We start from the raw sequence: 25,025 nt of genomic DNA, 5'->3' as shown, positions 1-25,025 counted from the left end.
CTGTATCGGGCAGTCTTGTCGCGGCGACCGTTGGGAAAGTACTGCTCGCCATTCGAGCCAGCGCAGGGCCAGTTACTGCGCCCTCTCCCCTTGTGGGAGAGGGCATGTAAGACAGCGCGGCACACTCACTTGGGTGAGGGGTATGTTTCCGCAAGCATCACCGCCAGTTTGAGCGCACAGTTAAACACCGCGCACCGCGACAGCGCGGCGTCACGCCTCCGCGGCCACCTTCAGCGCCTCGGCGCGGATCTCCTCGACCAGCCGCTCCTTCAGCGCGATGAACTCCGGCGAGGTCTTGATCTTGTAGGAGCGGGGATGCGGCAGCTCGATCTTGATGTCGGCCTTGATGCGGCCCGGGCGGGCGCTCATCACCAGCACGCGGCTGCCGAGGAAGATCGCCTCCTCGATGTCGTGGGTGACGAACAGCACCGTCTTTTGGTCGCGCTCCCAGATGCCGAGCAGCATCTCCTGCATCAGCACGCGGGTCTGGTTGTCGAGCGCGCCGAACGGCTCGTCGAGCAGCAGAATCTTCGGATCATTGGCGAGCGCGCGCGCGATCGCGCAGCGCTGCTGCATGCCGCCGGAGAGCTGCTTGGGCCAGTGGTTCTCGAAACCCTCAAGGCCGATCTGCTGGATGAAGCGGTCGGCGACGGCGTTGCGCTTGTCCTCAGGCACGCCGCGCTCGCGCAGGCCGAAGGCGATGTTCTCACGCACGGTGAGCCAGGGAAACAGCGTGTAGGACTGGAACACCATGCCGCGATCGGCGCCGGGGCCTTCGACCTCGCGGCCGTCGAGCAGCACCTTGCCGCTCGTCGGATGGTCGAGCCCGGCGACGATGCGCAGCAGGGTCGACTTGCCGCAGCCGGAGGGGCCGAGGATGGTGACGAAATCGTTGTTGCCGATCGTGAGCGCGACCGGCTCCAGCGCGCGCGTCGGCGCGTGGCCCTGGCGGGCCGGGAAAATTCGGGTGACCTGATCGATGACGAGCGTGGTCATGCGAGCTTCCACGGGAACAGCCAGGCGTTGAATGCCTTGAACAGGAAATCCGAGATCAGCCCGATCAGGCCGATGATGATGATGCCGAAGATGATTTGCCCGGTGTTGAGTAGCGCCTGGCTGTCGGTGATCATGTGGCCGATGCCGGAGGACGAGCCGATCAGCTCGGCGACGATGACGTAGGTCCAGGCCCAGCCGAGCACCAGCCGCAGGATCTCGGCTATGTCGGGCGCCGCCGAGGGCAGCAGCACGCGGCCGATGATGCCGCGATCGCTGGCGCCGAGCGTATAGGCGGCTTCGACGAGGTCGCGCCGCGTGTTGCCGACGGTGACGGTGATCATCAGGATGATCTGGAACACCGAGCCGATGAAGATGATCAGGAGCTTCTGCAACTCGCCGATGCCGGCCCACAGGATCAGGAGCGGGATGAAGGCGGAGGCAGGCAGGTAGCGCGCGAAGGAGACGAACGGCTCGAGGAACGCCTCGATCGGCTTGTAGGCGCCCATCAACAGGCCGAGCGGAACGGCGATGACGGCCGCGAGCACGAAACCGCCGACGACGCGCCACACGGTCATGCCGATGTCGGTGAGGAAGCCGAACTTGACAAGCAGGTCCCAGCCCTCGCGCAGCATGGTCAGGGGATCTGCCAGGAACGTCTTCGGTACATAGCCGCCAAACGTCGCCAGCGACCACGCCGCGACGAACACGACGAAGAAGGCGAGGCCGAGCGCTGTTCTTGACCTGGCGCTGACGGGATCGAGAGGACGGATCACGGATCGGGCTTTCGTGTTGGGTGCGGCCCGCGAGGGGGCGCGGGCCGCTGATGTTGAGTTGGCTTCGGAATACGCTGCTCAATATCGGGCGGGATGCCTCAACACCGTCATTGCGAGGAGCGAAGCGACGAAGCAATCCAGAGTCTCACGCCGGGTCCTGGATTGCTTCGCTTCGCTCGCAATGACGGATCGTGCGGGGCACGCTTCAGCGCCTACTTGATGAAGCTCGCATCATACAGATCCTCGATCTTCGGGATCTGCTTGATGATGCCGACCTCGAGCAGGAGCTCGGCCGCCTCCTTGTTGAAGGTCTTGAACTCCGTCTCGAAGAACTTCTGGCTCGCGGCCTTGTCCTGCCAGCGCAGATACTTCGCGGAGTTGCCGAACTGCTCAGCCGTCTGCTTCACGTCGGCACCCATGATCTCATAGGCCTTGGCCTGGTCCTTGGCGATCATGTCGAGCGCCTCGTAGTAGCTGTCGGCGAGCGCCTTGGCGGCCTTGGGGTTCTCGGTGAGGAATTTCGGCGTGCAGCCGAAGGTGTCCATCACCATCGGATAATCCAGGGTGGTGGCGATGATCTTGCCCTTGTCGGGAGCGGCGCGCACCGTCGACAGATACGGCTCGTAGGTCATCGCCGCGTCGTTCTGGCCGGAGACGAAGGCCTGCGCGGCCGCGGCCGGCTCCAGGTTCACGATGGTGACGTCCTTCACCGTGAGGCCGTTCTTCTTGAGCATCCAGGCCAGCCCGAAATAGGGCGAGGTGCCGGGCGCGGATGCTGCGACGGTCTTGCCCTTGAGGTCCTTGATGGAGGCGATGTCGTTGCGCACGGCCATGCCGTCGGCGCCGTAGCTCTTGTCGAGCTGGAAGATCTGCTTGGTGGCGACGCCGTTGGCGTTCCAGGAGATCCAGGTCTCGACCGTGGTCGCCGCGCACTGCACGTCTCCAGCGGCGATGGCGAGGTGGCGATCCTTCTGCGGGATCTTCTTGATGGTGACGTCGAGGCCGTTCTTCTTGAAGATGCCGGCTTCCTTCGCCAAGGTCAGCGGCGCAAAACCGGTCCAGCCGGAAATGCCGATACCGACCTTGACGTCGTCGGCATAGGCGGTCGTCGAGGCCAGGAGCGCGGCAGTTACTGCGAGTAGCCCAAATCTGCGCATCGTCATCGTCCTTTGCTGTGAGAAGAAAGCCCTTCGTGCGGCTCGCAGCCGTGACGGCTGCGATCTCCGCTCATCTCTGCAAGCGTGCTTGCAAATCCCATGCTCAGTTCGGGCGCGGGTGAGCTGTCTCATTCGCTGCCCCTGAACCGCGCCACGAGACGATGCTGCTCGCCGGGATAGAGCAGCCTGACAGCCGTGAGCGGCTGTCCCTTGCGCCAGGTGTGGCGCTCGATCACGAGGCAGGGTGCGCCGACCGCGATGTCGAGGCCTTCGGCGATTGCGTCGTCGGCGACGATGGCGCTGATCGCGTGCTCCGCCTCGGTCCAGGGCACGTGATGCAGCAGCCAGGAGCCCGGTGGATCGATCTTGAAATTCGCCTTCGCGGCATCGGGTACGGCGTCGAGATCGATCAGCCGGTCCTCGATCGCGAACGGGACGTTGTCGGCGCTGTGCCGGCAGCGGATCGCGATGACCTTGCACGGTGTCTTGACGCCGAGGCGCTCACGATCGGCGGCGTTGGCGGTGCGGCGCGTCGATGAGATCAGTTCATAGCCATAGGCGCGGCCGAGCGCGCTGATCTCGGCGCGGATGTCGGGGATCTTCAGCACCGCCGACAGGAACTGCGGACGCCGCACGAACGTTCCGGCACGGCGACGCCGCTCGATCAGGTCGGCCTGGGCGAGCTCCGATAGTGCCTTGTTCACGGTCATGCGTGAGCAGCCGTAATGCTCCATGATCTCGTGCTCGAACGGGATGCGGTGGCCGGGCGGCCATTCGCCGGTGAGGATGCGGCGCTCGATGTCCTGCCGGATCGTCTTGTAGAGCGTGCCGGCTCCCGGCTTGGCGCTGTCATCGGCGAGGCTCATGCGAGCAGCCTCCGCACCGCCGTGTTAAAGCCGCGCCTTGCCGCCTCGCGCGACCGATGATGGCCTCCCTGCACGACCTTGGCGCCGCCGGCCCAGACACAATCGATGGCGCCGTGCGACGTCGCGAAGATCCAGCCGTCGAGCAGCGCATCGCGCGTTCGCCCTGCGAGCGACGGATGCGACAGATCGAGCGTGAGGATGTCGGCGCGGCCGCCGACCTGCAGGCCGGCGAGCGGTTGCGCCAGCGCCTGTGCGCCGCCAGCAAGAGCGGCATCCAAGAGCGTGCGGCCTGTCGACGCATCCGGACCTGACGTCAGCACGTTGCGCTCACGATGCGTCAGCCGCTGGCCGTATTCGAGCTGGCGCAACTCGTCGCTCACGCCGACCAGCACGTTCGAGTCGGTCCCGACGCCGATGCGCCCACGCGCGCGCAGATAGTCGCGTGCCGGGAAGATGCCGTCGCCGAGGCTGGCTTCGGTGACCGGACAAAGGCCCGCCGTCGCGCCGCTCCTCGCAAGCGCCGCCGTTTCATCCGCCGTCATATGCGTCGCGTGGATCAGGCACCAGCGATCGTTGAGGTCGTGATGATCCAGCAGCCATTGCACCGGGCGCTGGCCGGACCAGGCGAGGCAGTCCTCGACCTCCTTCACCTGTTCGGCGGCGTGAATGTGGATAGGGCCACCATCGGCGAGCGGCAGCAGCGCGGCCAGTTCATCCGGCGCCACCGCGCGCAGGCTGTGCGGCGCGATGCCGAGATTGGCGCCATGAAGCGAGCTGATTGCCTTGCGGGAGGCCGTCAGCAGTTTGGCGAACTGATCGATATCGCAGATGAAGCGCCGCTGGCCGTCATGCGGCGCCGCGCCGCCAAAGCCGCCATGCGCGTAAAAGGTCGGTAGCAGGGTCAGGCCGATGCCGGATGTCTGGGCCGCCGCGGCGATGCGCACCGCCATCTCGGCGACATCGGCGTAAGGCGTACCGTCGCGATCGTGGTGCAGATAATGGAATTCACCGACCCGCGTGAAGCCGCGCTCCAGCATCTCGACATAGAGCAGGACCGCGACCGCCTCGACATCCTCGGGGCGCATCGACAGGGCGAAACGGTACATCGTCTCGCGCCAGGTCCAGAACGTATCCGTCGAGTGGCCGCTGATCTCGGCAAGCCCGGCCATGCCGCGCTGGAACGCGTGGCTGTGCAGGCTGGCGATGCCGGGGATCGCGACCTCATGTTGCTCGTCGTCGGAGGTCGGAGGCACGCCGGCGGATACCGACTCGATTGCGCCATTGCTGATGACGACCTGCACGTCCTCGGCCCACCCCCTGGGCAGAAGCGCGGATGCGAAGTGCAGTGACGCCATGATCGATAAGCCCGCTGGACAGGACGGCGGAGCTAAGTTTATGTATAGACATATCGCCCGTCAAGCTTTCGTGAAGGGGGAGGCAGCATGGCCCAGCGTTTCGACCGGATCTGGCAGAATGCGCGGCTCGCGACCTTGTGCGAGGGGCAGCCGGGCCTCGGCGTGATCGAGCAGGGCGTGATCGCTGCACGCGATGGCCGCATCGCCTTTGCCGGTCCGCAATCGGAGTTTCCGGCAGATGGAGATGCGCCCGAGCGCATCGATTGCGAGGGACGCTGGATCACGCCGGGTCTCGTCGACTGCCACACCCATCTTGTCTTTGGAGGCGACCGTGCGCACGAGTTCGAGCTGCGGCTCGCCGGCGCGAGCTATGAGGAGATCGCGCGTGCCGGCGGTGGCATCGTGTCCACCGTCGCGGCGACGCGCGCCGCCAGCGAACAGGAATTGATCGCCCGCGCGCTGCCGCGGCTCGATGCGCTACTCGCCGAAGGCGTCACGACGATCGAGATCAAATCCGGCTATGGCCTGGAGGCCGCGACAGAGCTGCGACAATTGTCCGCAGCCCGCGCGCTCGGCAGCCAGCGGCCGGTCAGCGTGCGCACCAGCTTTCTCGGCGCGCATGCGTTGCCGGTCGAAGCCGGTGGCGACAAGGACCGCTACATCGACCTCGTCTGCAACGAGATGCTGCCGGCGGTTGCCAGGTCAGGCCTCGCCGATGCGGTCGACGCATTCATGGAAAATATCGCTTTCTCCGCTGCGCAGACATCGCGCGTGTTCGCTGCGGCCAAGGCGCTCGGCCTGCGGGTCAAGCTGCATGCCGATCAGTTGTCGAACCTCGGCGGCGCCGCGCTCGCGGCCGAGTTCGGCGCGCTGTCGGCCGATCATCTCGAGCACACCGACGAAGCGGGTGCTGTTGCGATGGTGCGGAGCGGCACGGTGGCGGTGCTCCTGCCTGGCGCGTTCTACTTCATTCGCGAGACGCAGAAGCCGCCGGTCGAGCTGTTTCGCAAGCACGGCGTAAAGCTCGCGCTGGCGACCGACTGCAATCCGGGCTCGTCGCCGCTGACCTCGTTGCTGCTGACCATGAACATGGCGGCGACCTTGTTCCGGATGACGGTCGATGAATGCATCGCCGGCGTCACGCGCGAAGGCGCCCGGGCCTTGGGCTTGCTGGCCGAGACCGGCACGCTGGAGGCCGGCAAGTGGTGCGATCTTGCGATCTGGGACATCGGCCGTCCCGCGGAGTTGGTCTACCGCATGGGCTTCAACCCGCTGCACCGGCGCGTGTGGAGAGGCCAATGAGCGCGATCATCGCAGAGCCCGGCCACGTCAGCGTCGATGATCTTGTGCGCGTCTACACCGGCGCGTCGCTCACGCTGGATTCGGCGTATTGGCCGCGTGTCGAAGCGGCAGCAGGGATCGTGGCGAAGGCGGCGCAGGGCGCCGAGCCGGTCTATGGCATCAACACCGGCTTCGGAAAGCTGGCCTCGAAGCGCATCCCGCCTGACCAGACGGCCCAGCTCCAGCGCAATCTCATTCTCTCGCATTGCTGCGGCGTCGGCCCCGCGACGCCTGAGCCGGTGGTGCGGCTGATGATGGCGTTGAAGATCATCTCGCTCGGTCGCGGCGCCTCCGGCGTGCGCTGTGAGATCATCGAACAGTTGCAGGCGATGCTGGCGCAAGGTGTGTTGCCGTTCGTGCCGCAGCAGGGCTCGGTCGGCGCCTCGGGCGATCTCGCGCCGCTCGCGCATATGACCGCCGTCATGATCGGCGAAGGCCAGGCCTTCGTCGACGGCCGGCTCGTGCCGGGCCGCGAGGCGCTGGCGCGCGCCGGCCTCACGCCGGTTACGCTCGGGCCGAAGGAAGGGCTGGCGCTGATCAACGGCACGCAGTTCTCGACGGCCTATGCGCTCGCCGGTCTGTTCCGCGCACATGATCTGCTCAACGCTGCCCTGGTGACGGGCGCACTGTCGGTCGATGCGGCGATGGCTTCGACGGCGCCGTTCCGGCCCGAAATTCAGGCGCTGCGCGGTCATCCCGGCCAGATCGCAGCCGGCCGCGTGCTCACCGAACTGCTCGACGGCAGCGCCATCCGGCTGTCGCATCTCGAAGGGGATGAACGCGTGCAGGATCCGTATTGCCTGCGCTGCCAGCCGCAGGTCGCCGGCGCTGCGCTCGATCTGCTGATACAGGCCGCGCGCACGCTGGTGACCGAGGCCAATGCCGTCACCGACAATCCGCTGGTGCTGGCCGACGCCGGCGAGATCATCTCCGGTGGCAATTTTCACGCCGAGCCGGTGGCGTTCGCGGCGGACCAGATCGCGCTGGCGCTGTCGGAACTCGGCGCGATCAGCGAGCGGCGCATCGCTACGCTTGTCGACCCCGCGCTGAATTTCGGCCTGCCGCCGTTCCTCACGCCGGAGCCAGGACTCAATTCCGGTTTCATGATCGCGGAGGTCACAGCCGCGGCGCTGTTCGCCGAGAACAAGCAGCGCGCGCTGCCGTGCTCGATCGACTCGACGCCGACCAGCGCCAACCAGGAAGACCACGTCTCGATGGCCGCGCATGCGGCGCGGCGGCTGCACGACATGGCCGACAATCTCGCACACATCATCGGCATTGAACTCCTGGTCGCCGCCCAAGGCATCGAGCTGCGAGCGCCGCACGGCACCAGCGCGGCGCTGTCTGCTGTCATTGCCGCGCTTCGCGCGCATGTGCCGGCGCTGGTGCACGACCGCTACATGGCCGACGATCTCGCCAAGGCGGCCGCGCTCGTCGGTGGCGGTGTGCTGGCCACGGTTGCAACGCATGCACTCGGACGCGATCCGTTTCCCAAGCTTGGATGAGAGGGACCCATGAACCGACGCCTGGACAACGAACGGGTGATCCGCGCTCCCCGTGGCAGCGACATCAGCGCCAAGAGCTGGCTCACCGAAGCGCCCTTGCGCATGCTGATGAACAATCTCGATCCTGATGTGGCGGAGAAGCCGAGCGAACTGATCGTCTATGGCGGCATCGGCCGCGCCGCGCGCGACTGGGACAGCTTTGATCGCATCGTCGCATCCTTGCGCAAGCTCGAGGCGGATCAGACGCTGGTCGTGCAGTCGGGCAAGCCGGTCGGCATCTTCCGCACCCATCCGGATGCGCCGCGCGTCCTGATCGCCAACTCCAACATCGTGCCGCATTGGGCGACGCTCGATCACTTCAATGCGCTCGATAGAATGGGCCTGATGATGTACGGCCAGATGACGGCCGGCTCCTGGATCTATATCGGCAGCCAGGGCATCGTGCAGGGCACCTACGAGACATTCGTCGAAGTCGGCCGCCGTCACTACAACGGTGATCTCTCCGGCAAGTGGATTCTGACCGCGGGCCTCGGCGGCATGGGCGGCGCGCAGCCGCTTGCGGCGACCATGGCCGGCGCCTCGATGCTCGCCGTTGAATGCCAGCCGAGCCGCATCGAGATGCGGCTGCGCACCGGCTATCTCGATCGCCAGGCCACGACGCTCGACGAGGCGCTGGCGCTGATGGCCGACGCCGCGACGACCAAGAAGGCGGTGTCGGTCGGCCTGCTCGGCAATGCCGCCGAGATCTTCCCCGAGCTCGTGCGTCGTGGCGTGCGGCCGGATATCGTCACCGACCAGACCAGCGCGCATGATCCGATCAACGGCTATCTGCCGAAGGGCTGGACTCTCGCAGAGTGGGAAGCCAAGCGTGCTTCGGAGCCGAAGGCGGTCGAGCAGGCGTCGAAGACGTCGATGGTCGGCCACGTCCAGGCGATGCTCGACTTCCACGCCATGGGCATTCCGACGCTCGACTATGGCAACAACATCCGCCAGATGGCGAAGGACATGGGCCTCGCGAATGCCTTCGATTTTCCGGGCTTCGTGCCGGCGTATATCCGTCCGTTGTTCTGCCGCGGCATCGGCCCGTTCCGCTGGGCGGCGCTGTCGGGCGATCCGGAGGACATCTACAAGACCGACGCCAAGGTGAAGGAGCTGTTGCCGGACAACAAGCACCTGCACAACTGGCTCGACATGGCGAGGCAGCGCATCAAGTTCCAGGGCCTGCCGGCGCGGATCTGCTGGGTCGGGCTCGGCGATCGCCATCGCCTTGGGCTTGCCTTCAACGAGATGGTCGCCCGCGGCGAAGTGAAGGCGCCGATCGTGATCGGCCGTGACCATCTCGATTCCGGCTCGGTGGCGAGCCCGAACCGCGAGACCGAGGCGATGAAGGATGGCTCGGACGCAGTGTCGGACTGGCCGCTGCTCAACGCACTGCTCAATTGTGCGAGCGGCGCCACATGGGTGTCGTTGCATCATGGCGGCGGCGTCGGCATCGGCTATTCGCAGCATGCCGGCATGGTGATCGTCGCCGACGGCACGGCGGACGCTGCGCGGCGGCTGGAACGCGTGCTGTGGAACGACCCGGCGACCGGCGTGATGCGCCACGCCGATGCCGGCTATGAGGACGCCATCGCCTGCGCCGAGGCCAATGGTCTCGATCTGCCGAGCCTCGTCCGTTAAGCGCTGATGGGTTGAAGAGCGGCCCCTGATTGTGGTCTCATGCTGGCAACGCGGCGGGAACGCGTCGCGGCGCAGGGGACGCTCATGGGAATCGCCTTTCCGTTCTCGGCCATCGTCGGCCAGGACGAGATGAAGCTGGCGCTGATGATCGCTGCTGTCGATCCCAAGGTCGGTGGCGTGCTGGCCTTTGGCGATCGCGGCGCCGGAAAATCCACCGCGGTGCGGGCGCTCGCCGCGCTCTTGCCGCCGATGAGCGCCGTGATCGGCTGTCCCTATCAATGCGATCCGGCCGACGTCGCTGCGCAATGTGCCGCGTGTCGCGCGCGCTCCAAGCCGAGCGGCAAGACAAAGAAGCCGGCGGCGTTGAAGGCGCACCAGGTGCCGGTTCCGGTCATCGACCTGCCGCTCGGCGCCACCGAGGATCGCGTCGTCGGCGCGCTCGATCTCGAGCGTGCGCTGGCTCATGGCGAGAAATCGTTCGAGCCGGGGCTGCTCGCGCGCGCCAATCGCGGCTTTCTCTATATCGACGAGGTCAATCTGCTGGAGGATCATCTCGTCGATCTCCTGCTCGACGTCGCCGCGTCAGGCGAGAACGTGGTCGAGCGCGACGGTCTCAGCATCCGCCATCCCGCCCGCATCGTGCTGGTCGGCACCGGCAATCCGGAGGAGGGCGAGTTGCGGCCGCAATTGCTCGATCGTTTTGGCCTCTCGGTCGAGGTCAAGACGCCCAATGATCTGCCGACGCGCATCGAGGTGGTCAAGCGGCGCGATGCCTTCGAGACCGATCCCAGCGCCTTCGTTGCGCATTGGGAGAAGGAGGAGGCGAAGCAGCGCAAGCGTATCCTCGCGGGCCGTGAGCACATCGGAGCGGTCAAGGTCGCCGATCGTGAGCTCGAGCAGGCCGCACGCCTCTGCATGGCGCTCGGCACCGATGGCCTGCGTGGCGAACTCACCTTGATGCGGGCGGCGCGCGCGGTAGCGGCGCTGGAGGGCGCAAAGGCGGTCGATGACCGCCATCTGAAGACGGTCGCGCCGATGGCGTTGCGGCACCGTCTCAGGCGCAATCCGCTCGACGATTCCGGCTCGTCGGTGCGGGTCGAGCGCGCGCTCGACGAGCTGTTCGCGCCGTGAGCGATGGCGCCGCGATCTGGGCCGATGCGATGATCGCGGCCGCTCTGGCCGCGATCGACCCGTCCGCATCGGTGCTGCTGCGTGCGGGCGCAGGTCCCGTGCGCGAGCAGTGGCTGGAGCTGTTGCACGAGCTGATGCCGCCGTCGACACCCTTGCGCAAGCTGCCGCCGTCGATCTCGGACGATCGCCTGCTTGGCGGCCTCGATCTCGCCGCGACGTTGCAGGCGGGGCGGCCGGTGCTGCAACGTGGGCTGCTCGCCGATGCCGATGGCGGCGGGCTGATCGCCGTGATGGCCGAGCGCATGTCGCGGTCGACGGTCGCACATCTCTGTGTTGCCGTCGACACCGGGGCTATCAGCATCGAGCGCGATGGCATGTCGCTGCGCGCACCGGCTCGGCTCGGACTGATTGCGCTCGACGAGGGCATCGGTGATGAGCGCGTGTCGCCTGCCTTGGCCGACCGCCTGGCCTGCCATCTCGATCTCAGCAAAGTTGCGCGCGTCGATCTCGGCGAGAGCCTGTTCAAATCGTCCGACATCGCAGCAGCGCGTGCGCTGCTGCCGCGGGTCCGTTCGTCGGACGAGGCGATCGCGGCGCTGACGATGACGGCCGGCGCGCTCGGCATCGACTCGCTGCGCGCGCCGCTGCTCGCCTGTCGCGTCGCGCGCATCGCAGCGGCCCTTGATGGTGAGGTCGAAGTCGCCGAAGCGCACATCGCCTGCGCCGCGCGGCTGGTGCTGGCGCCGCGCGCCACCCGGCTGCCCGCAGCGGATGACGAGACTGAGAACAGCGAGGCGCCGGAGCCCGAGAATGAGTCGGCCGAGAGTGAGGACGACGACCGCAGCGAGGACGGTCCGCTCGAGGATCGCGTGGTCGAAGCGGCGCAGGCGGCCATCCCAGCCGACCTGCTGAAGCGGCTGCAGGAGGAACGCGCGACCCGCGTCCGCAGCAGCAGCGTCAGCAAGCAGGGCACCGCTCAGAAGGTGCCGAAGCGCGGCCGTCCGATCGGCGCGCGTCGTGGCGAATGGCGCGCCGGCGCGCAGCTGAACGTGCTCGAGACCTTGCGCGCGGCAGCGCCGTGGCAGCCGCTGCGGCGGCGGACGCAACATTCGGGCAAGAGTGGCCGGCTGATCGTGCACAAGGACGACATTCGGATCACCCGCTTCAAGCAGCGCTCGGGCACCACGACCATCTTCGTCGTCGATGCTTCCGGCTCCTCGGCCTTGCAGCGGCTTGCGGAAGTGAAGGGCGCCGTCGAGCTGCTGCTGGCCGAATGCTACATTCGCCGCGACGAGGTCGCGCTGATCGCGTTCCGCGTCAGGGGCGCCGAGCTGCTGCTGCCGCCGACGCGCTCGCTGACGCGCGCCAAGCGCAGCCTCGCGGCGCTGCCCGGCGGCGGCGGCACGCCGCTGTCGGCGGCGATCTTCGCCGCAACCGAGCTCGCGCTCGCCGTGAAGGCCAAGGGCCAGACGCCGACGATCGTTTTGATGACCGACGGCCGGGCGAATGTCGCGCGCGATGGCGGCGGCCGCAGCGAGGCCGAGGCGGAGGCGCTGGTGGCCGCACGGCAGCTCGCGTTGACCGGCATTCCGGTCGTGCTGGTCGATTCCTCGCCGCGCCCGCAGGACAAGGCCGCGCAGCTCGCCGGTGCGATGCAGGCGCGTTACGTCGCGCTGCCTCATGCCGATGCCGTACGGTTGTCGCAGGCCGTTATGGCGCAAGCCGGCCGCGGCTGATGGCGGTGGAACCCCCGGCGTCAAGCTGCGTTCCCAACGGCGACTGACAAGAGGATCGGTCATCGCTATGCTCACCCACTCGTATGGCAGCGCTTGCCTGCCGTCGCCCGATATCGTCACACAGGAGCACGCCATGCAGGTCGCCTCGACTACACAGAGTGATCATGCGGCTGACACGCGCGCTGTGACGATGCCGCCGCCGCTTGCAGCGCCAAGCTTCGAACTCGCCAATCCGCGTACGGGCCGCATCACCTGCTATGGCGACGGCCCCGCCACCCCGGCGGAGCAGCGGCCGCTGCTCTTGATTCACAGCGTCAACGCCGCGGCGACGGCCTACGAGATGAAGCCGCTGTTCGAGCACTACCGCCAGACGCGTCCGGTCTATGCGCTCGACCTGCCGGGCTTCGGCCTGTCGGACCGCGCCGACCGCATCTATACGCCGCGCATCATGACCGATGCGATTCTGCTCGCCACGAACGAAATTCGCCGCCGTCATGGCGACGTCGCGATCGACGCCATCGCGTTGTCGCTCGGCTGCGAGTTCGCCGCGCGCGCCGGCACCGAGGCGCCGAACCTGTTTCGCACCTTGGCGCTGCTCAGCCCGACCGGCTTCGATCGCCGCGCCGAGGCCGCGGCCGAGTCGGCGGGCACCAAGGACACGACCCGCGCCATGCCGTGGCTCCGCAACATCCTCAACGTCCCGCTGTGGAAGCACGGCTTCTTCACCCTGCTGACCTCGCGCGCCAGCATTCGTTTTTTCCTGCAGAAGACCTTCGGCCGCAAGGACATCGACGAGGGCCTGCTGGAGTATGACTACATCACGACCCATCAGCCCGGCGCCGAGAACGCGCCGTATTCCTTCGTCTCCGGCTATCTGTTCAGCACCAATGCCCTGAAGCTCTACCAGGCACTGGCGATGCCGGTCTGGATGGTGCATGGCGTGCGCGGCGATTTCGTCGACTATCACGGCAAGCACGCCGTCGAGGCTCTGCCCAACTGGCAGATCGAGGTGATGCAGACCGGCGCGATGCCGCATTTCGAACAGCTTGATAAAGTCGTCGCCAGCTACGATGATTTCCTGACGCGCGCGGCCGATCGTTGACGATGCCGGCGGCGTCCAACCGCGTGGGCCGGCATGAGCGACAAGCCGAACTGGAGCGTCGACGGCAGCGACTGGCCCAACCGCGCAGCCAGCCGCTTCGTCGAGGCCGCGGGCCTGCGCTGGCATGTTCAGATCATGGGCGAGGGGCCCGTTGCGCTGCTCGCCCATGGCACGGGAGCCGCGACCCATTCCTGGCGCGATCTCGCGCCGCTGCTCGCCAGGCACTTCACCGTCGTCGCGCCGGATCTCTCCGGCCACGGCTTCACCTCCACGCCGCATGGGCGGCGGCTGTCGCTCGACGGCATGTCGCGCGATCTCGCTGGCCTCTGCGAGAAGCTTGCGATCGCGCCTGAAATCGCGATCGGCCATTCCGCGGGCGCGGCGATCCTGACGCGCATGACGCTCGACAATCTCATCAGGCCGAAGCTGATCGTCAGCCTCAATGGCGCCTATCTGCCGTTCGGCGGCGCGGCCGCGCAGTTCCTGTCGCCGCTCGCCAAGATGATGGCGCTCAATCCGCTGGTGCCGCGGCTGTTCGCCTGGCGGGGCCGCGATCCGGCGGCGGTGCATCGGCTGCTGAAGGGCACGGGCTCGACGATCGACGCGACAGGCGAGCGGCTGTATCGGCGGCTGGTCGGCAGCCCCGGCCATGTCGGCGCCGCGCTCGAGATGATGGCGAACTGGGACCTGCATCCGCTTGGGCGCGAGCTGCCGCGGTTGAAGACCGCGCTGCTTCTGGTCGCGGCCGCGAATGACCGCGCCATCCCGCCAGACGTCGCGCGTCGCGTCCAGCGATTGGTGCCCCAGGCGCAGCTCGAACTCATTGAGGGCCTTGGTCATTTGGCCCATGAGGAGCAGCCGGCCAGGATCGCGGGCCTGATCGTCAACGCCGCCGAGCGCGCGGGCGTCCTTGCAGCGCAACAGGAAACGTCCAGTTAAGTTGACATTTTTGGCTGGCGAAAACGTCAATTTAGATTTACGCTTTCCTCCATGCTCGACGTCTCCACCATCAAGGCCGCTGTCCCGGCTGTGCTCGGAGACCGGCCGCATGCGGTCGTGATCGGCTCCGGCTTCGGCGGCCTCGCCGCAGCGGTCCGGCTCGGTGCGCGCGGTTTTCGCGTCACGGTCTACGAGCAGCTCGATGCGCCCGGCGGCCGCGCCTATGTGCATCGCCAGGATGGCTTCACCTTCGATGCCGGCCCGACCATCGTCACCGCGCCGTTCCTGTTCGAGGAGCTGTGGCAGCTGTGCGGTCGGAAGATGTCCGACGACGTCACGCTCAAGCCGATCTCGCCATTCTATCGCATCCGCTTCGACGACGGCACCATGTTCGACTGCTCGGGCGACCCGGCCGAGATGCGCGCCGAGGTGGCGCGGCTGGCACCCGGCGACGTCGATGGCTATGAGCGCTTCATGAAGGCGAGCGAGGCGATCTTCAAGGTCGGCTTCGAGGAGCTCGGCGACGTGCCGTTCTCGTCGCTGCTCGACATGGCCAAGATCGCGCCGGCGATGATCAAGCTGCGGAGCTTTCGCTCGGTCTACGGTCTCGTCTCACGCTACGTCCGCGACGAGCGGCTGCGCGTCATCCTCAGCTTCCATCCGCTGCTGATCGGCGGCAACCCGTTTACGACCACGTCGATCTACTGCCTGATCGCCTATCTCGAGCGTCGCTGGGGCGTGCACTTTGCGATGGGCGGCACCGGCGCGCTGGTGACAGGGCTCGTCAGCCTGATCGAGGGGCAGGGCGGCCAGGTGCGCTGCTCGGCGCCCGTGGCCGAGATCACCACGAAGAACGGCGTTGCGACCGGCGTGCGGCTCGCATCCGGTGAGACGATCGCCGCCGATGCAGTCGTCTCCAACGGCTGCGCGGCCTGGACCTACAAGCATCTGCTGCCGAGCGTGCCGCGCCGGCGCTGGACCGATGCGCGCATCGACCGTGCGCGCTACTCGATGAGCCTGTTCGTCTGGTATTTCGGCACGAAGCGCCGCTATGATGACGTTCAGCATCACACCATCCTGCTCGGCCCGCGCTATCGCGGCCTGCTCGACGACATCTTCCGCCGCAAGGTGCTGGCGGATGATTTCAGCCTTTATCTGCATCGCCCCACCGCGACCGATCCGTCACTGGCGCCCGATGGCTGCGATGCTTTCTACGTGCTGTCGCCGGTGCCGCATCAGCAGAGCGGCATCGACTGGGCTTCCGCCGCGGAGCCGTTCCGCAAGCGGATCGAGGCCGCGCTGAGCGACACGCTGCTGCCGGACCTTGCCGGCCAGCTCGTTACGTCGCGGCTGCTGACGCCGGATGATTTCGAGCATCGCCTGTCGTCCTATCGCGGCGCGGCGTTCGGGCTCGAGCCGGTGCTGATGCAGAGCGCCTGGTTCCGGCCACACAACAAGAGCGAAGAGGTCGAGCGGCTCTATCTGGTCGGCGCGGGCACCCATCCCGGCGCCGGCCTGCCGGGCGTGCTGTCCTCGGCGCGTGTGCTCGATGATCTCGTGCCCGCGCCGCATGAGCTGGAGCGGCGATGAGCTGGCAAACGGACATTGCGATCTGTCGGCGGATGTTGCGGGGCGGATCGAAGACGTTCTTTGCCGCCTCGAAAGTGCTGCCTCGCGCGGTCGGCGATCCCGCCGTCGCGCTCTACGCGTTCTGCCGCGAGGCCGATGATGCGATCGACGGGCCCCGCCGCCGCGTCGACGCCGTCGAGCTGCTGCACGAACGGCTCGACCGGATCTATCATGGCACGCCGGACGACAGTCCCGTCGATCGTGCGCTGGCCGGCGTCGTGGCGCAGTTCACGATTCCGCGCACGCTGCCGGAGGCGCTGCTCGAAGGTCTCGCCTGGGATGCGCAGGGGCGCCGCTATGAGACCCTGAGCGACGTGCTCGCCTATGCCGTGCGCGTCGCCGGCACGGTCGGTGTGATGATGTCGCTGCTGATGAACCGGCGTGAGGCCGAGACGATCGGACGCGCCTGCGACCTCGGCATCGCCATGCAGCTCACCAACATTGCCCGCGACGTCGGCGAGGACGCGCGCGCCGGCCGGCTCTATCTGCCGCGGCAATGGCTGCGCGAGGCGGGTCTCGATATCGAGACCTGGCGTGCCGCGCCGTTCTTCGACGACCGCATCGGGCGGGTCACCGCGCGACTGCTCGCGGTCGCCGACGTGTTCTATGCGCGCGCTGCTGCGGGCATCGCCGATCTGCCGTGGACCTGCCGGCCCGGCATCCATGCGGCGCGGCTGATCTATGCCGAGATCGGCCGCGAGGTCGCACGTGCCGAATTCGATTCGCTGTCGCGGCGCGCATTCGTCTCGATGCCGCGCAAGCTGCAGCTTCTCGGCAAGGCGGCGGTGATGTCGCTGCTGCAGGAGCAGCCGTCGCTGGCGCCGCCGCGGCCGGAGGCGCGCATTTTGATCGAGGCGGTCGTCGCGGCCGATGCGCAGCGCCCGCACGCGATCGCGCCGCCGCGCCGGACTGTTCACGATCGCGCGCTGTGGGTGCTCGATCTGTTCGAGCGCCTGGAGCGACGCGATCAGTTGCTGCGCTCGGGGCGGATGTCGTAGCGAGGCGAGGTCGTCGCCATCACGTATGAGACGACTCGCGTACGACGGTACGACCGCGTTGGCGCGACCAGTGTGGCTCGGCTGCGATGTCATGACACGCGAAGTCATGAGCTGGACACCAGGTGAGACGCGATGAGTGACGCGCCATGAGCGAGATGGGCGGCCTGCTCGAATTCGTCGTCGTCACCATGTGTGTGCTCGGCTGGCTCGTGCTCGAATGGCAAGGCCGCCGCCTCGACCGCCAGCGCGCCGAGCGCGAGGCCAGGGAGCGCGAGGCGGAGAAGCGGTAGGGTGGGGGAGGCGGATTCACGTCTCAAACAGCGATCGACATGGCTTCGCGTTCTCGCGGCAGAGGTTGCCCGAGTCTGCGATGATCTTGTCCCTCGCAAACAGTGCAGAGGGCGCAGGGAATGCCGGGTGAAGGCCTCACCCATGGCCCGCCTGCAGAAAAAATGCAGGCGGCAGGTACCACAGGCAAAGCCGATTCAACCGGCATTCCCTGCGCGACGGTCTTCACGCTTATACGCAGTCTCCCTGGTGCGCCGGGCTTGTTGGCCACCATCACCACGCGGCACATGAGCGCCATCGCGGCTTGATACCAGCGTCGGGGTATCAGGACGCTGCGACTTCACGTCCGCAAGACATCGTTCGTCGGCACCCTCGTCGAAGAGAATGCTGCGATCTCTCTCGGCCATCGCATCCCCACCTCGCGTGTCGTGACGATCGCGCGCTACGCCCCTCTGCGGTGAGGCGGGATGCGCGTAGACAATCATGATTTCAGATAAATAGCAAGAGATTTATTATTATCGGAATCTGTCTCGCCGCATTCCGCCGTCGTTCCGCGACCATTGCAGGTCCGCTGCGCTCGCCAGCGACTGCAGCCAACGTCGCCCCTGTCCCATCCTCACCACCGCGGCATCCGGAACGGCAGCATGGCCTGGACGATCGGCATCTGGAAGCGGTCGAGCGACAGGCTCTCATGCATCACCTCGACATCCTCGCCGTGCAGACGGGCAGCGAGATGGGAGCGCGCGTAGAACGGGGCGTCCTCCAGCGTGTTCACGACGCGCACCGGTGCGTCGGCGTCGGCGCGGGCGCTGCGGTCGACCCGCCACAGGGTCTTGCGCAAAGGCGCCTCCGTGAGCGGCGTGATCGATTCCAAACGGCCCGCGGGGTCGACGTGCAGCGCGAGCGACGTATTGGCGCCGTCGCGCGCGACCGTGTCATACGAGATCACGGTGCCGGTGCGCGTCGCCGCGCGCGACCATTGCCAGCTCTGGAAGTCGCGCTCCAGCGGCGCGTCGCCATGGTTGATGTCGAAATAGCCGTCGCCACGCCAGCGCAGATCGGGATGATCGAAATCGACCGACACGCGGCAGCATGGCGCGATCGGCTGCCAGCGGTGGCGTCCCTCGGCATCGAGCGTGAACGCGATCTCGTTCAGCGCCGTCGGCACGACGCGGACGCGACCGCGCAGCGGCAGCGGCCAGGGCACGCTGACCTCGCTGATCTCGATGGTGAGTTCGCGGCCGTTCCAGGCGAGGCTGCTCGGACCGAGCCTGAGGCTCGCAGGCTCACGCGTGAGCGCGCCGCGTCCGCGCTCGGTCATGGCCCAGCGCCGCGCGCGCGCGCCATAGAGCGCGACGTTGAGCGCACAGTGATTTTCGGGATCAGCCGCTCCCCGCCGCCGCGCCCACGCGTAGTACGGTGAGAACACGCTGCCGACGAAGGCAATGAGCGTAATGCCGAAGCGGCCGTCATCGCTCAGCGCGTCGACATACCACCACGCATAGCCGTGTTCCGGGACAAGGCGGTCGAAGCGAGGTCCGCGATCGCCCGTGCAGCGGCCATCCGGCCCGACAGCGCCGCCATCGGCACGCCCGGTCCCGGATGCGCGCTGCCCCCCGCCACGTAGAGCCCCGGCAGCTTCGTCGGTGCGCCCGGCCGCTGGAACGATGCCATCCAGCCGTGCGAGCTGCGGCCGTACAGCGCGCCCCCCGTGCCCGGAAACATCCGGTTGAAGTCCGTCGGCGTCGTCACGCGGGTCAATTCCGGCGTCGTCGCGATGCTGAGGCCGCAGCGCTGCAACAGGTCGAAGGTCTGGCGGGCACATTGGCTGATCTCCGAGGGAGCAAAGCTGTGATGGTCACCGGTGGCGGGGGCGTTGATCAGCACGAACAGCGGCTCGCTCGTCGCAGCCTCGTGCGGCTGGTCGTCGCGCGCCTGCGCGCAGACATAGACGGTCGGCTCCTGCGGCATCGTGCGACGGTCGATCAACTGCTCGAACTCGGCGCGGGAGTCGCGCGAGAAGAACACGTTGTGACGCAACAGCGGAAAGCCGTCGGCGCGCGCCATGCAGCTCCAGGTCATCGCCGAGAGCGAGCGCGCCGATTCCGGGATTGCGGGGAGGGCTCGCGCCGCCTCGGGTCCGAACAGGCCCTGCGCCAATGCCGCGACATCGGCGGTGGCGATGACGGCGTCGGCGTCGATCTGCTCGCCATTGGCGAGCCGCACGCCCGCAGCGCGGCCGGCGTTCGTCGCGATGCCCGCGACCTCGGCGTCATAGCGGATGGTGACACCGTGGCGCCGCGCCAGCGCCGCGAGGCACGCGGCGAGCTCGTGCATGCCGCCGTCGATCAGCCAGACGCCGGACTGCTCGACATGAGCGACCAGCATCAGCGTCGCCGGAGCATGGAACGGCGACGAGCCGCAATAGGTCGCGTAGCGGCCGAACAATTGCTGCAGTCGGGCATCGCGGAAATAGCCGCCGAGCGCCTTCCACAGCGTCTGGAACGGGCGGATTGCAGTGAGGTCGCGGAAGCCGGCGGTGCGCAGGAGATGCGTCATGCTCGGCGCCGGCGTGCGGATGAAGGGATCCTTGAGCACCTCGAAGATGCGGCGGGCGTCGCGGCAAAAGGCGCGATAGCCCTCGGCCTCGCTGCGTCCGGCGAAATGGCCGATGGCGTCGGCCGATTGCTCCTCATCGGCGAACAGATCGAGCGTGCGGCGATCGGTCCAGGCGTGGCGAGCGAGAACGTCGAGCGGCGTCAGGGTGAGATGATCGTCGAGTGCGGTGCCGATCTCGGCAAATAGCTCGTCGAACACCCAGCGCATCGTGAACACCGTAGGACCGGAGTCGATGCTGACAGGTCCGATCGCGATCTGGCGCATCTTGCCGCCGGGCGCGGGCGCGCGCTCCAGCACCGTCACCTCGGCGCCGTGCGCGGCGAGCGTGAGCGCAGCGGCCAGCCCGGCGATGCCGGCGCCGACCACGATCAGGCGGGGATCGGCCATTTCCTCGCACCTCCCGTCCGCAGGACCTGACACGGGAAATGTCTAGCATGATTTACATTATGGGTGTAAGTTGTAATTTACATAAGCGAGGACCGGGTGGACCTCGCGGCAGGGGAGGCGGACATGGATGTGGTGGCCCGGATCGAGAAATCCCTCGTCGCAGCGGTCGCTTTGGCCGACCGGCCCGGATGTCCGCCGCGGCTGTCGGCGGCAATGCAGGCCGCAGTGTTTCCCAAGGGCGCGCGGGTCCGGCCCCGGCTCTGTCATGCCGTGGCCGCGGCCTGTGGCGACGACGAGCCCGCGGCGACCGACGCGGCCGGGTCGGCGATCGAGCTGCTGCACTGCGCCTCGCTGGTGCATGACGATCTGCCGTGTTTCGACAACGCGGCGCTGCGACGCGGGCGGCCCTCGGTGCATGCCGCGTTCGGCGAGCCGCTCGCGGTGCTCGCGGGCGACGCGCTGATCGTGCTCGCGTTCCAGACGCTGGCCAAGTCGCGCTGCTCGCCGCTGCGGCTGGCGCAGCTGATCGCGACCATCGGCGATGCCGTCGGCGTACCGCATGGCATCTCGGCTGGACAAGCCTGGGAATGCGAGCCGCAGATCGATCTGTCGCGCTATCACCGCTCGAAGACCGGCGCGCTGTTTGCGGCGGCCACCGTGTCGGGTGCCGCTGCGGCAGGGCATGAGAATCCGGAAGCGTGGCGCACGCTCGGCGAGACCATTGGCGAGGCCTATCAGGTCGCCGACGACATTCGCGATGCCGCCAGTGACGAAGAGGAGGCGGGCAAGCCCGTTGGCCAGGACGCCGCGCATGGGCGGCCCAACGCCGTGCTGATCTATGGGCTCACTGGCGCCGTCAGCTATCTGCACGATCTCGTCGCCGACGGCATCCGCACCATGCCGCCCTGCGCCCACGCGCACGAGCTGCGTTTGCTGATGGAGCAGGAAGCCAAGCGCCTCGTGCCGCGCCGCCTGGCGGCGTCGGCGGCGTGATTGTTCGGCCGCATGGGATGGCGACGGTCTCACCACACGAGCGTTGCTCACCCTCCCCTGGAGGGGGAGGGTCGACGCGCGCGAAGCGCGCGGCGGGGTGGGGTGACAGCCCATCCGCGCGCGCAGTGCCGGTGATACCCCGCAGGCTTAGGCAGGCGCAGCGAAGAGCATCGGGACTCATAAGCACCAATTTCCGAGCCCACCCCACCCCGCCGCGCGCTTCGCGCGCGGCGACCCTCCCCCTCCAGGGGAGGGTGGGCACCTGCGTGTGTCGAGCCATTCGGACCAATCAACTGCGTCAGCCAGCGCAACCTTCGTGGTTGGAGCCCTAGCGCCATGCCTGGGGCCATCCGCCACAACGCGCCGGCGCCGGTCAGCTTCGGCGATCGCTGGCGCGGCTGGCGGGACGGGCTGCTGGCGAGTGCGGCGTTCCAACGCTGGGCGGCGGCGTTTCCGTTGACGCGGCCGATCGCGCGCAAGCGTGCCGCGCAGCTGTTCGATCTCTGCGCCGGCTTCGTCTATTCGCAGACCTTGGCGGCCTGCGTGCAGCTCGATCTGTTCGAAGGCTTGCGTTCCAGCCCCCGCGATGTCGCGACATTGGCGTCGCGCGCGGCGATGGCCCCCGACGCGATGCTCAGCCTGTGCGAGGCGGCGTCCGCGCTTCAGCTGCTCGAGCGCCGCGGTGCGGCGCGCTACGGGCTCGGGCCGCTCGGCGCGGCGCTGGTCGGCAATCCCGGCATCGCCGCCATGGTTCGACATCACGCCGCGCTGTATGCCGATCTCACCGATCCCGTGGCGCTGCTGCGCGGACATGACCGCCAGCGCCGGCTCGCACAGTACTGGCCGTATGCGCTGGACAAGACCGGCGATTCGCTGACACCCGACAGCGTCGCGCCCTACACGGCGCTGATGGCGGCGTCGCAGCCGATGATCGCGGACATCGTCCTCGCAGCCTATCCCCTGAGCGGCCACCGTTGCCTGCTCGATGTCGGCGGTGGTGACGGCAGCTTCCTCGCCGCCGCCGCGCGGGCTGCGCCGCAGCTGCAGCTCAAGCTGTTCGATCTGCCGGAGGTCGCCGCGATCGCGAAGGAGCGTCTCGCCAAGGCCGGCCTGGCCGATCGCGTCACGATCACGGCCGGCAGCTTCTACGATGATGCGCTCCCGACCGGCGCGGACGTGATCTCGCTGATTCGTGTCGTGCACGATCACGACGACGACGCCGTGGCGCGGTTGCTCGCGAAGGTGCGCGCTGCCTTGCCTGACGATGGCGTGCTGCTGCTGGGCGAGCCGATGCGCGAGGCGGCCGGCGGGGCCGACGGCGTCAGCGCCTATTTCGAGATCTATCTCCGCGCGATGGGACAGGGGCGGCCGCGCAGCGCCGCCCGCTTGCGCGACCTGCTCCAGGCGGCGGGTTTTTCACAGGTGCGAGTACTTCGTACGCGAATTCCGCTGATCGCAAGCGTGATTGTCGCGAAAAGCTGACACCCGGACTGTAAATAAATATTGACACTTCTTTCAGTCAGGCTAACCTGACACCCGTAACTAAGCGGGCGTCGCCGGGGAGTTGGGCTATGGACGCGATCGCCGTCGTACTGGGGAGGCCGAGGCAATTGTCGCTGCAGCACCTGGTGCTCGCAGACGTCCCGGACTGCCTGACCGTCGACATCGAATGGAGCGCGATCAGCACCGGCACCGAACGGTTGCTGTACGAAGGGCGGATGCCGTCCTTCCCGGGCATGGGCTATCCGCTCGTGCCGGGCTACGAGGCGGTGGGCCGTGTCGCACGCACGGACCGCAATTCCGGTTTCCGGAAAGGCGAGCGCGTGTTCGTTCCGGGCGCGGCGCGCTGCTTCGGCGAGGTCAAGAGCCTGTTCGGCGCCGCTGCCTCGCGCCTCAACGTTCCCGCGCAGCGCGTCGTCGCGATCGACGAATCCATCGGCGAGCAGGGCGTGCTGCTGGCGCTGGCGGCCACCGCCTATCATGCGCTTGCGATCGGCGGCGATGGCCGCGCCGAATGTGTGGTCGGCCATGGCGTGCTCGGCCGCCTGCTGGCGCGACTCATCATGGCCATGGGCGGCGATCCGCCTGTGGTGTGGGAGAGCAATCCGGGACGCGCCGCCGGCGCTGTGGGCTACCGCGTCATCGATCCCGCTGATGATACCAGGCGCGACTACCGCCTGATCTTCGATGCCAGCGGCGATGCCGGTCTGCTCGACAGTCTCATTGCTCGTCTGGCGCCCAGGGGCGAGATCATCCTCGCCGGCTTCTACAGCGCGCCGCTGACCTTCTCCTATCCGCCGGCCTTCATGCGCGAGGCGGCGATCCGCGTCGCTGCCGAATGGAAGCACGAGGATCTGCTCGCGGTCCGCAATCTCATCGATACCGGCCGGCTGTCGCTGGACGGGCTGATCACGCATCACGCCGAGGCCACGTCGGCTGAGAGCGCCTACCGGACCGCGTTCGACGATCCGTCATGTCTCAAGATGGTCCTGGACTGGAGAGCTGCCGCATGAATGCCCCGACCAAGATCAGCGCCGAGATCAGCGCGATGACGGATGCCCTGCGGGCCGAAGCCGCGATCGAGCCGGACGCGCCGGTGACGGCCGCGCCGAAGAAGACCACGCAGATCATCGCGATCTACGGCAAGGGCGGCATCGGCAAGAGCTTCACGCTGGCCAACCTGTCCTACATGATGGCGCAGCAGGGCAAGAAGGTGCTGCTGATCGGCTGCGATCCGAAGAGCGATACCACGTCGCTGCTGTTCGGCGGCCGCGCCTGTCCGACCATCCTGGAAACCTCGTCGAAGAAGAAGCTCGCCGGCGAAGAGGTCAAGATCGGGGACGTCTGCTTCAAGCGCGACGGCGTGTTCGCGATGGAGCTCGGCGGCCCCGAAGTCGGTCGCGGCTGCGGCGGACGCGGCATCATCCACGGCTTCGAGCTGATCGAGAAGCTCGGCTTCCACGATTGGGGCTTCGACTACGTGCTGCTCGACTTCCTCGGCGACGTCGTCTGCGGCGGCTTCGGCCTGCCGATCGCGCGCGACATGTGCCAGAAGGTGATCATCGTCGGCTCCAACGATCTGCAGTCGCTCTACGTCGCCAACAATGTCTGCTCGGCGGTGGAGTATTTCCGCAAGCTCGGCGGCAATGTCGGGGTCGCCGGCATCGTCATCAACAAGGATGACGGCACCGGCGAGGCGCAGGCTTTTGCGAATGCGGTTGGCATCCCGGTGCTGGCCTCGATTCCGGCCGACGACGACATCCGCCGCAAGAGCGCGAGCTATCAGATCATCGGCCGGCCTGGAACGCCCTGGGCGCCGCTGTTCGAGCATCTCGCCAAGAACGTCGCCGAGGCGCCGCCGCAGCATCCGCACCCCCTGACGCATGACGGCCTGCTCGGTTTGTTCAAGGGCTCGGATGTGGGACGCGGCGTCGTGCTGGAGCAGGCGACGCTCGAAGACATGTGTGGCAGCGCCGCGGTGACCAAGCCGTCGCTCGAAGTGATCTACGACAATTTGTGATGGGATCGGC

At 67.5% G+C, this 25,025-nt stretch carries 21 protein-coding genes; 14 read left to right on the top strand and 7 right to left on the bottom strand.

The features are described 5' to 3' along the window. Window positions 1-210: 210 nt before the first annotated feature. The 5 genes from QW861_RS14300 to QW861_RS14280 form a co-directional block, all read right to left on the bottom strand. Entirely contained in the window at window positions 211-996 is a 786-nt protein-coding gene (locus QW861_RS14300; RefSeq protein WP_316193201.1) for an ABC transporter ATP-binding protein, read from the bottom strand. Beyond that, window positions 993-1,766 (bottom strand): ABC transporter permease, encoded by a 774-nt coding sequence (locus QW861_RS14295; RefSeq protein ID WP_316193230.1) that lies wholly within the window; start codon window positions 1,764-1,766, stop codon window positions 993-995. Before QW861_RS14295 ends, QW861_RS14300 begins: the two co-directional genes overlap by 4 nt. 215 nt (window positions 1,767-1,981) lie before the next feature. Then, window positions 1,982-2,926: an ABC transporter substrate-binding protein gene (locus QW861_RS14290; RefSeq protein WP_316191963.1), complete on the bottom strand. Its 945-nt coding sequence runs from the start codon at window positions 2,924-2,926 to the stop codon at window positions 1,982-1,984. 128 nt (window positions 2,927-3,054) lie between these two features. Further along, a complete protein-coding gene (gene hutC / locus QW861_RS14285; protein ID WP_316193200.1) occupies window positions 3,055-3,792 on the bottom strand; it encodes a histidine utilization repressor in 738 nt (245 codons plus the stop codon). After that, a complete protein-coding gene (locus QW861_RS14280) occupies window positions 3,789-5,147 on the bottom strand; it encodes a formimidoylglutamate deiminase (protein ID WP_316193199.1) in 1,359 nt (452 codons plus the stop codon). The genes hutC and QW861_RS14280 overlap by 4 nt, the downstream gene beginning before the upstream one ends. Window positions 5,148-5,234: 87 nt before the next feature. Between QW861_RS14280 and hutI the strand changes: the two genes are divergently transcribed. The 10 genes from hutI (at window position 5,235) to QW861_RS14230 (ending at window position 17,498) form a co-directional block, all read left to right on the top strand. Beyond that, window positions 5,235-6,449: an imidazolonepropionase gene (gene hutI, locus QW861_RS14275; protein ID WP_316193198.1), complete on the top strand. Its 1,215-nt coding sequence runs from the start codon at window positions 5,235-5,237 to the stop codon at window positions 6,447-6,449. Next, window positions 6,446-7,993 carry a histidine ammonia-lyase gene (gene hutH / locus QW861_RS14270; protein ID WP_316193197.1) on the top strand — a complete coding sequence of 516 codons (1,548 nt, stop codon included), beginning with the start codon at window positions 6,446-6,448 and terminating at the stop codon, window positions 7,991-7,993. The genes hutI and hutH overlap by 4 nt, the downstream gene beginning before the upstream one ends. A gap of 9 nt (window positions 7,994-8,002) precedes the next feature. Next, window positions 8,003-9,673 carry a urocanate hydratase gene (gene hutU, locus QW861_RS14265; RefSeq protein WP_316193196.1) on the top strand — a complete coding sequence of 557 codons (1,671 nt, stop codon included), beginning with the start codon at window positions 8,003-8,005 and terminating at the stop codon, window positions 9,671-9,673. Window positions 9,674-9,757: 84 nt separating this feature from the next. Next, window positions 9,758-10,804 (top strand): magnesium chelatase ATPase subunit I, encoded by a 1,047-nt coding sequence (gene bchI, locus QW861_RS14260; RefSeq protein WP_316169231.1) that lies wholly within the window; start codon window positions 9,758-9,760, stop codon window positions 10,802-10,804. Continuing rightward, on the top strand, window positions 10,801-12,540 hold the full coding sequence (locus tag QW861_RS14255) for a magnesium chelatase subunit D (protein ID WP_316193195.1): 1,740 nt from the start codon (window positions 10,801-10,803) through the stop codon (window positions 12,538-12,540). The genes bchI and QW861_RS14255 overlap by 4 nt, the downstream gene beginning before the upstream one ends. A gap of 133 nt (window positions 12,541-12,673) precedes the next feature. After that, window positions 12,674-13,642 (top strand): alpha/beta hydrolase, encoded by a 969-nt coding sequence (locus QW861_RS14250; RefSeq protein ID WP_315750162.1) that lies wholly within the window; start codon window positions 12,674-12,676, stop codon window positions 13,640-13,642. Between the two features lie 33 nt (window positions 13,643-13,675). Continuing rightward, the gene (gene bchO / locus QW861_RS14245; RefSeq protein ID WP_316169228.1) at window positions 13,676-14,581 is read left to right on the top strand and encodes an alpha/beta fold hydrolase BchO; all 906 of its coding nucleotides are present in this window, start codon (window positions 13,676-13,678) and stop codon (window positions 14,579-14,581) included. A gap of 51 nt (window positions 14,582-14,632) precedes the next feature. Continuing rightward, window positions 14,633-16,171, top strand: a complete 1,539-nt coding sequence (locus QW861_RS14240; protein WP_316193194.1) for a phytoene desaturase — start codon at window positions 14,633-14,635, stop codon at window positions 16,169-16,171. Further along, window positions 16,168-17,208, top strand: coding sequence for a phytoene/squalene synthase family protein (locus QW861_RS14235; RefSeq protein WP_316193193.1), 1,041 nt, complete (start codon window positions 16,168-16,170; stop codon window positions 17,206-17,208). The genes QW861_RS14240 and QW861_RS14235 overlap by 4 nt, the downstream gene beginning before the upstream one ends. Before the next feature lie 146 nt (window positions 17,209-17,354). After that, entirely contained in the window at window positions 17,355-17,498 is a 144-nt protein-coding gene (locus QW861_RS14230; RefSeq protein ID WP_315714295.1) for a hypothetical protein, read from the top strand. 614 nt (window positions 17,499-18,112) lie between these two features. Here the strand turns inward: QW861_RS14230 and QW861_RS14225 are convergent. Further along, window positions 18,113-18,817 carry a hydratase gene (locus QW861_RS14225; RefSeq protein WP_315827723.1) on the bottom strand — a complete coding sequence of 235 codons (705 nt, stop codon included), beginning with the start codon at window positions 18,815-18,817 and terminating at the stop codon, window positions 18,113-18,115. A 155-nt stretch (window positions 18,818-18,972) separates the two neighbouring features. Next, window positions 18,973-20,502 (bottom strand): 1-hydroxycarotenoid 3,4-desaturase CrtD, encoded by a 1,530-nt coding sequence (crtD, locus tag QW861_RS14220; protein WP_316193192.1) that lies wholly within the window; start codon window positions 20,500-20,502, stop codon window positions 18,973-18,975. Window positions 20,503-20,625: 123 nt separating this feature from the next. On the opposite strand from crtD, the gene QW861_RS14215 reads away from it, so the two are divergent. From QW861_RS14215 to QW861_RS14200, 4 genes are all read left to right on the top strand, one after another. Then, window positions 20,626-21,495 (top strand): polyprenyl synthetase family protein, encoded by an 870-nt coding sequence (locus tag QW861_RS14215; RefSeq protein ID WP_315714298.1) that lies wholly within the window; start codon window positions 20,626-20,628, stop codon window positions 21,493-21,495. A 336-nt stretch (window positions 21,496-21,831) separates the two neighbouring features. Continuing rightward, complete coding sequence (locus tag QW861_RS14210) at window positions 21,832-22,977, top strand: methyltransferase (protein ID WP_316193191.1); 1,146 nt, start codon at window positions 21,832-21,834, stop codon at window positions 22,975-22,977. 89 nt (window positions 22,978-23,066) lie between these two features. Continuing rightward, window positions 23,067-24,008, top strand: coding sequence for a chlorophyll synthesis pathway protein BchC (gene bchC, locus QW861_RS14205; protein WP_316193190.1), 942 nt, complete (start codon window positions 23,067-23,069; stop codon window positions 24,006-24,008). Beyond that, window positions 24,005-25,015 (top strand): chlorophyllide a reductase iron protein subunit X, encoded by a 1,011-nt coding sequence (locus QW861_RS14200; RefSeq protein ID WP_316193189.1) that lies wholly within the window; start codon window positions 24,005-24,007, stop codon window positions 25,013-25,015. Before bchC ends, QW861_RS14200 begins: the two co-directional genes overlap by 4 nt. Window positions 25,016-25,025: the final 10 nt, after the last annotated feature.

This window comes from Bradyrhizobium sp. SZCCHNRI1029 (assembly GCF_032487555.1).
GTDB lineage: Bacteria > Pseudomonadota > Alphaproteobacteria > Rhizobiales > Xanthobacteraceae > Bradyrhizobium.
Note: the sequence above shows the minus strand (reverse complement) of the source record. Positions and strands in the feature narration are given on the sequence as shown.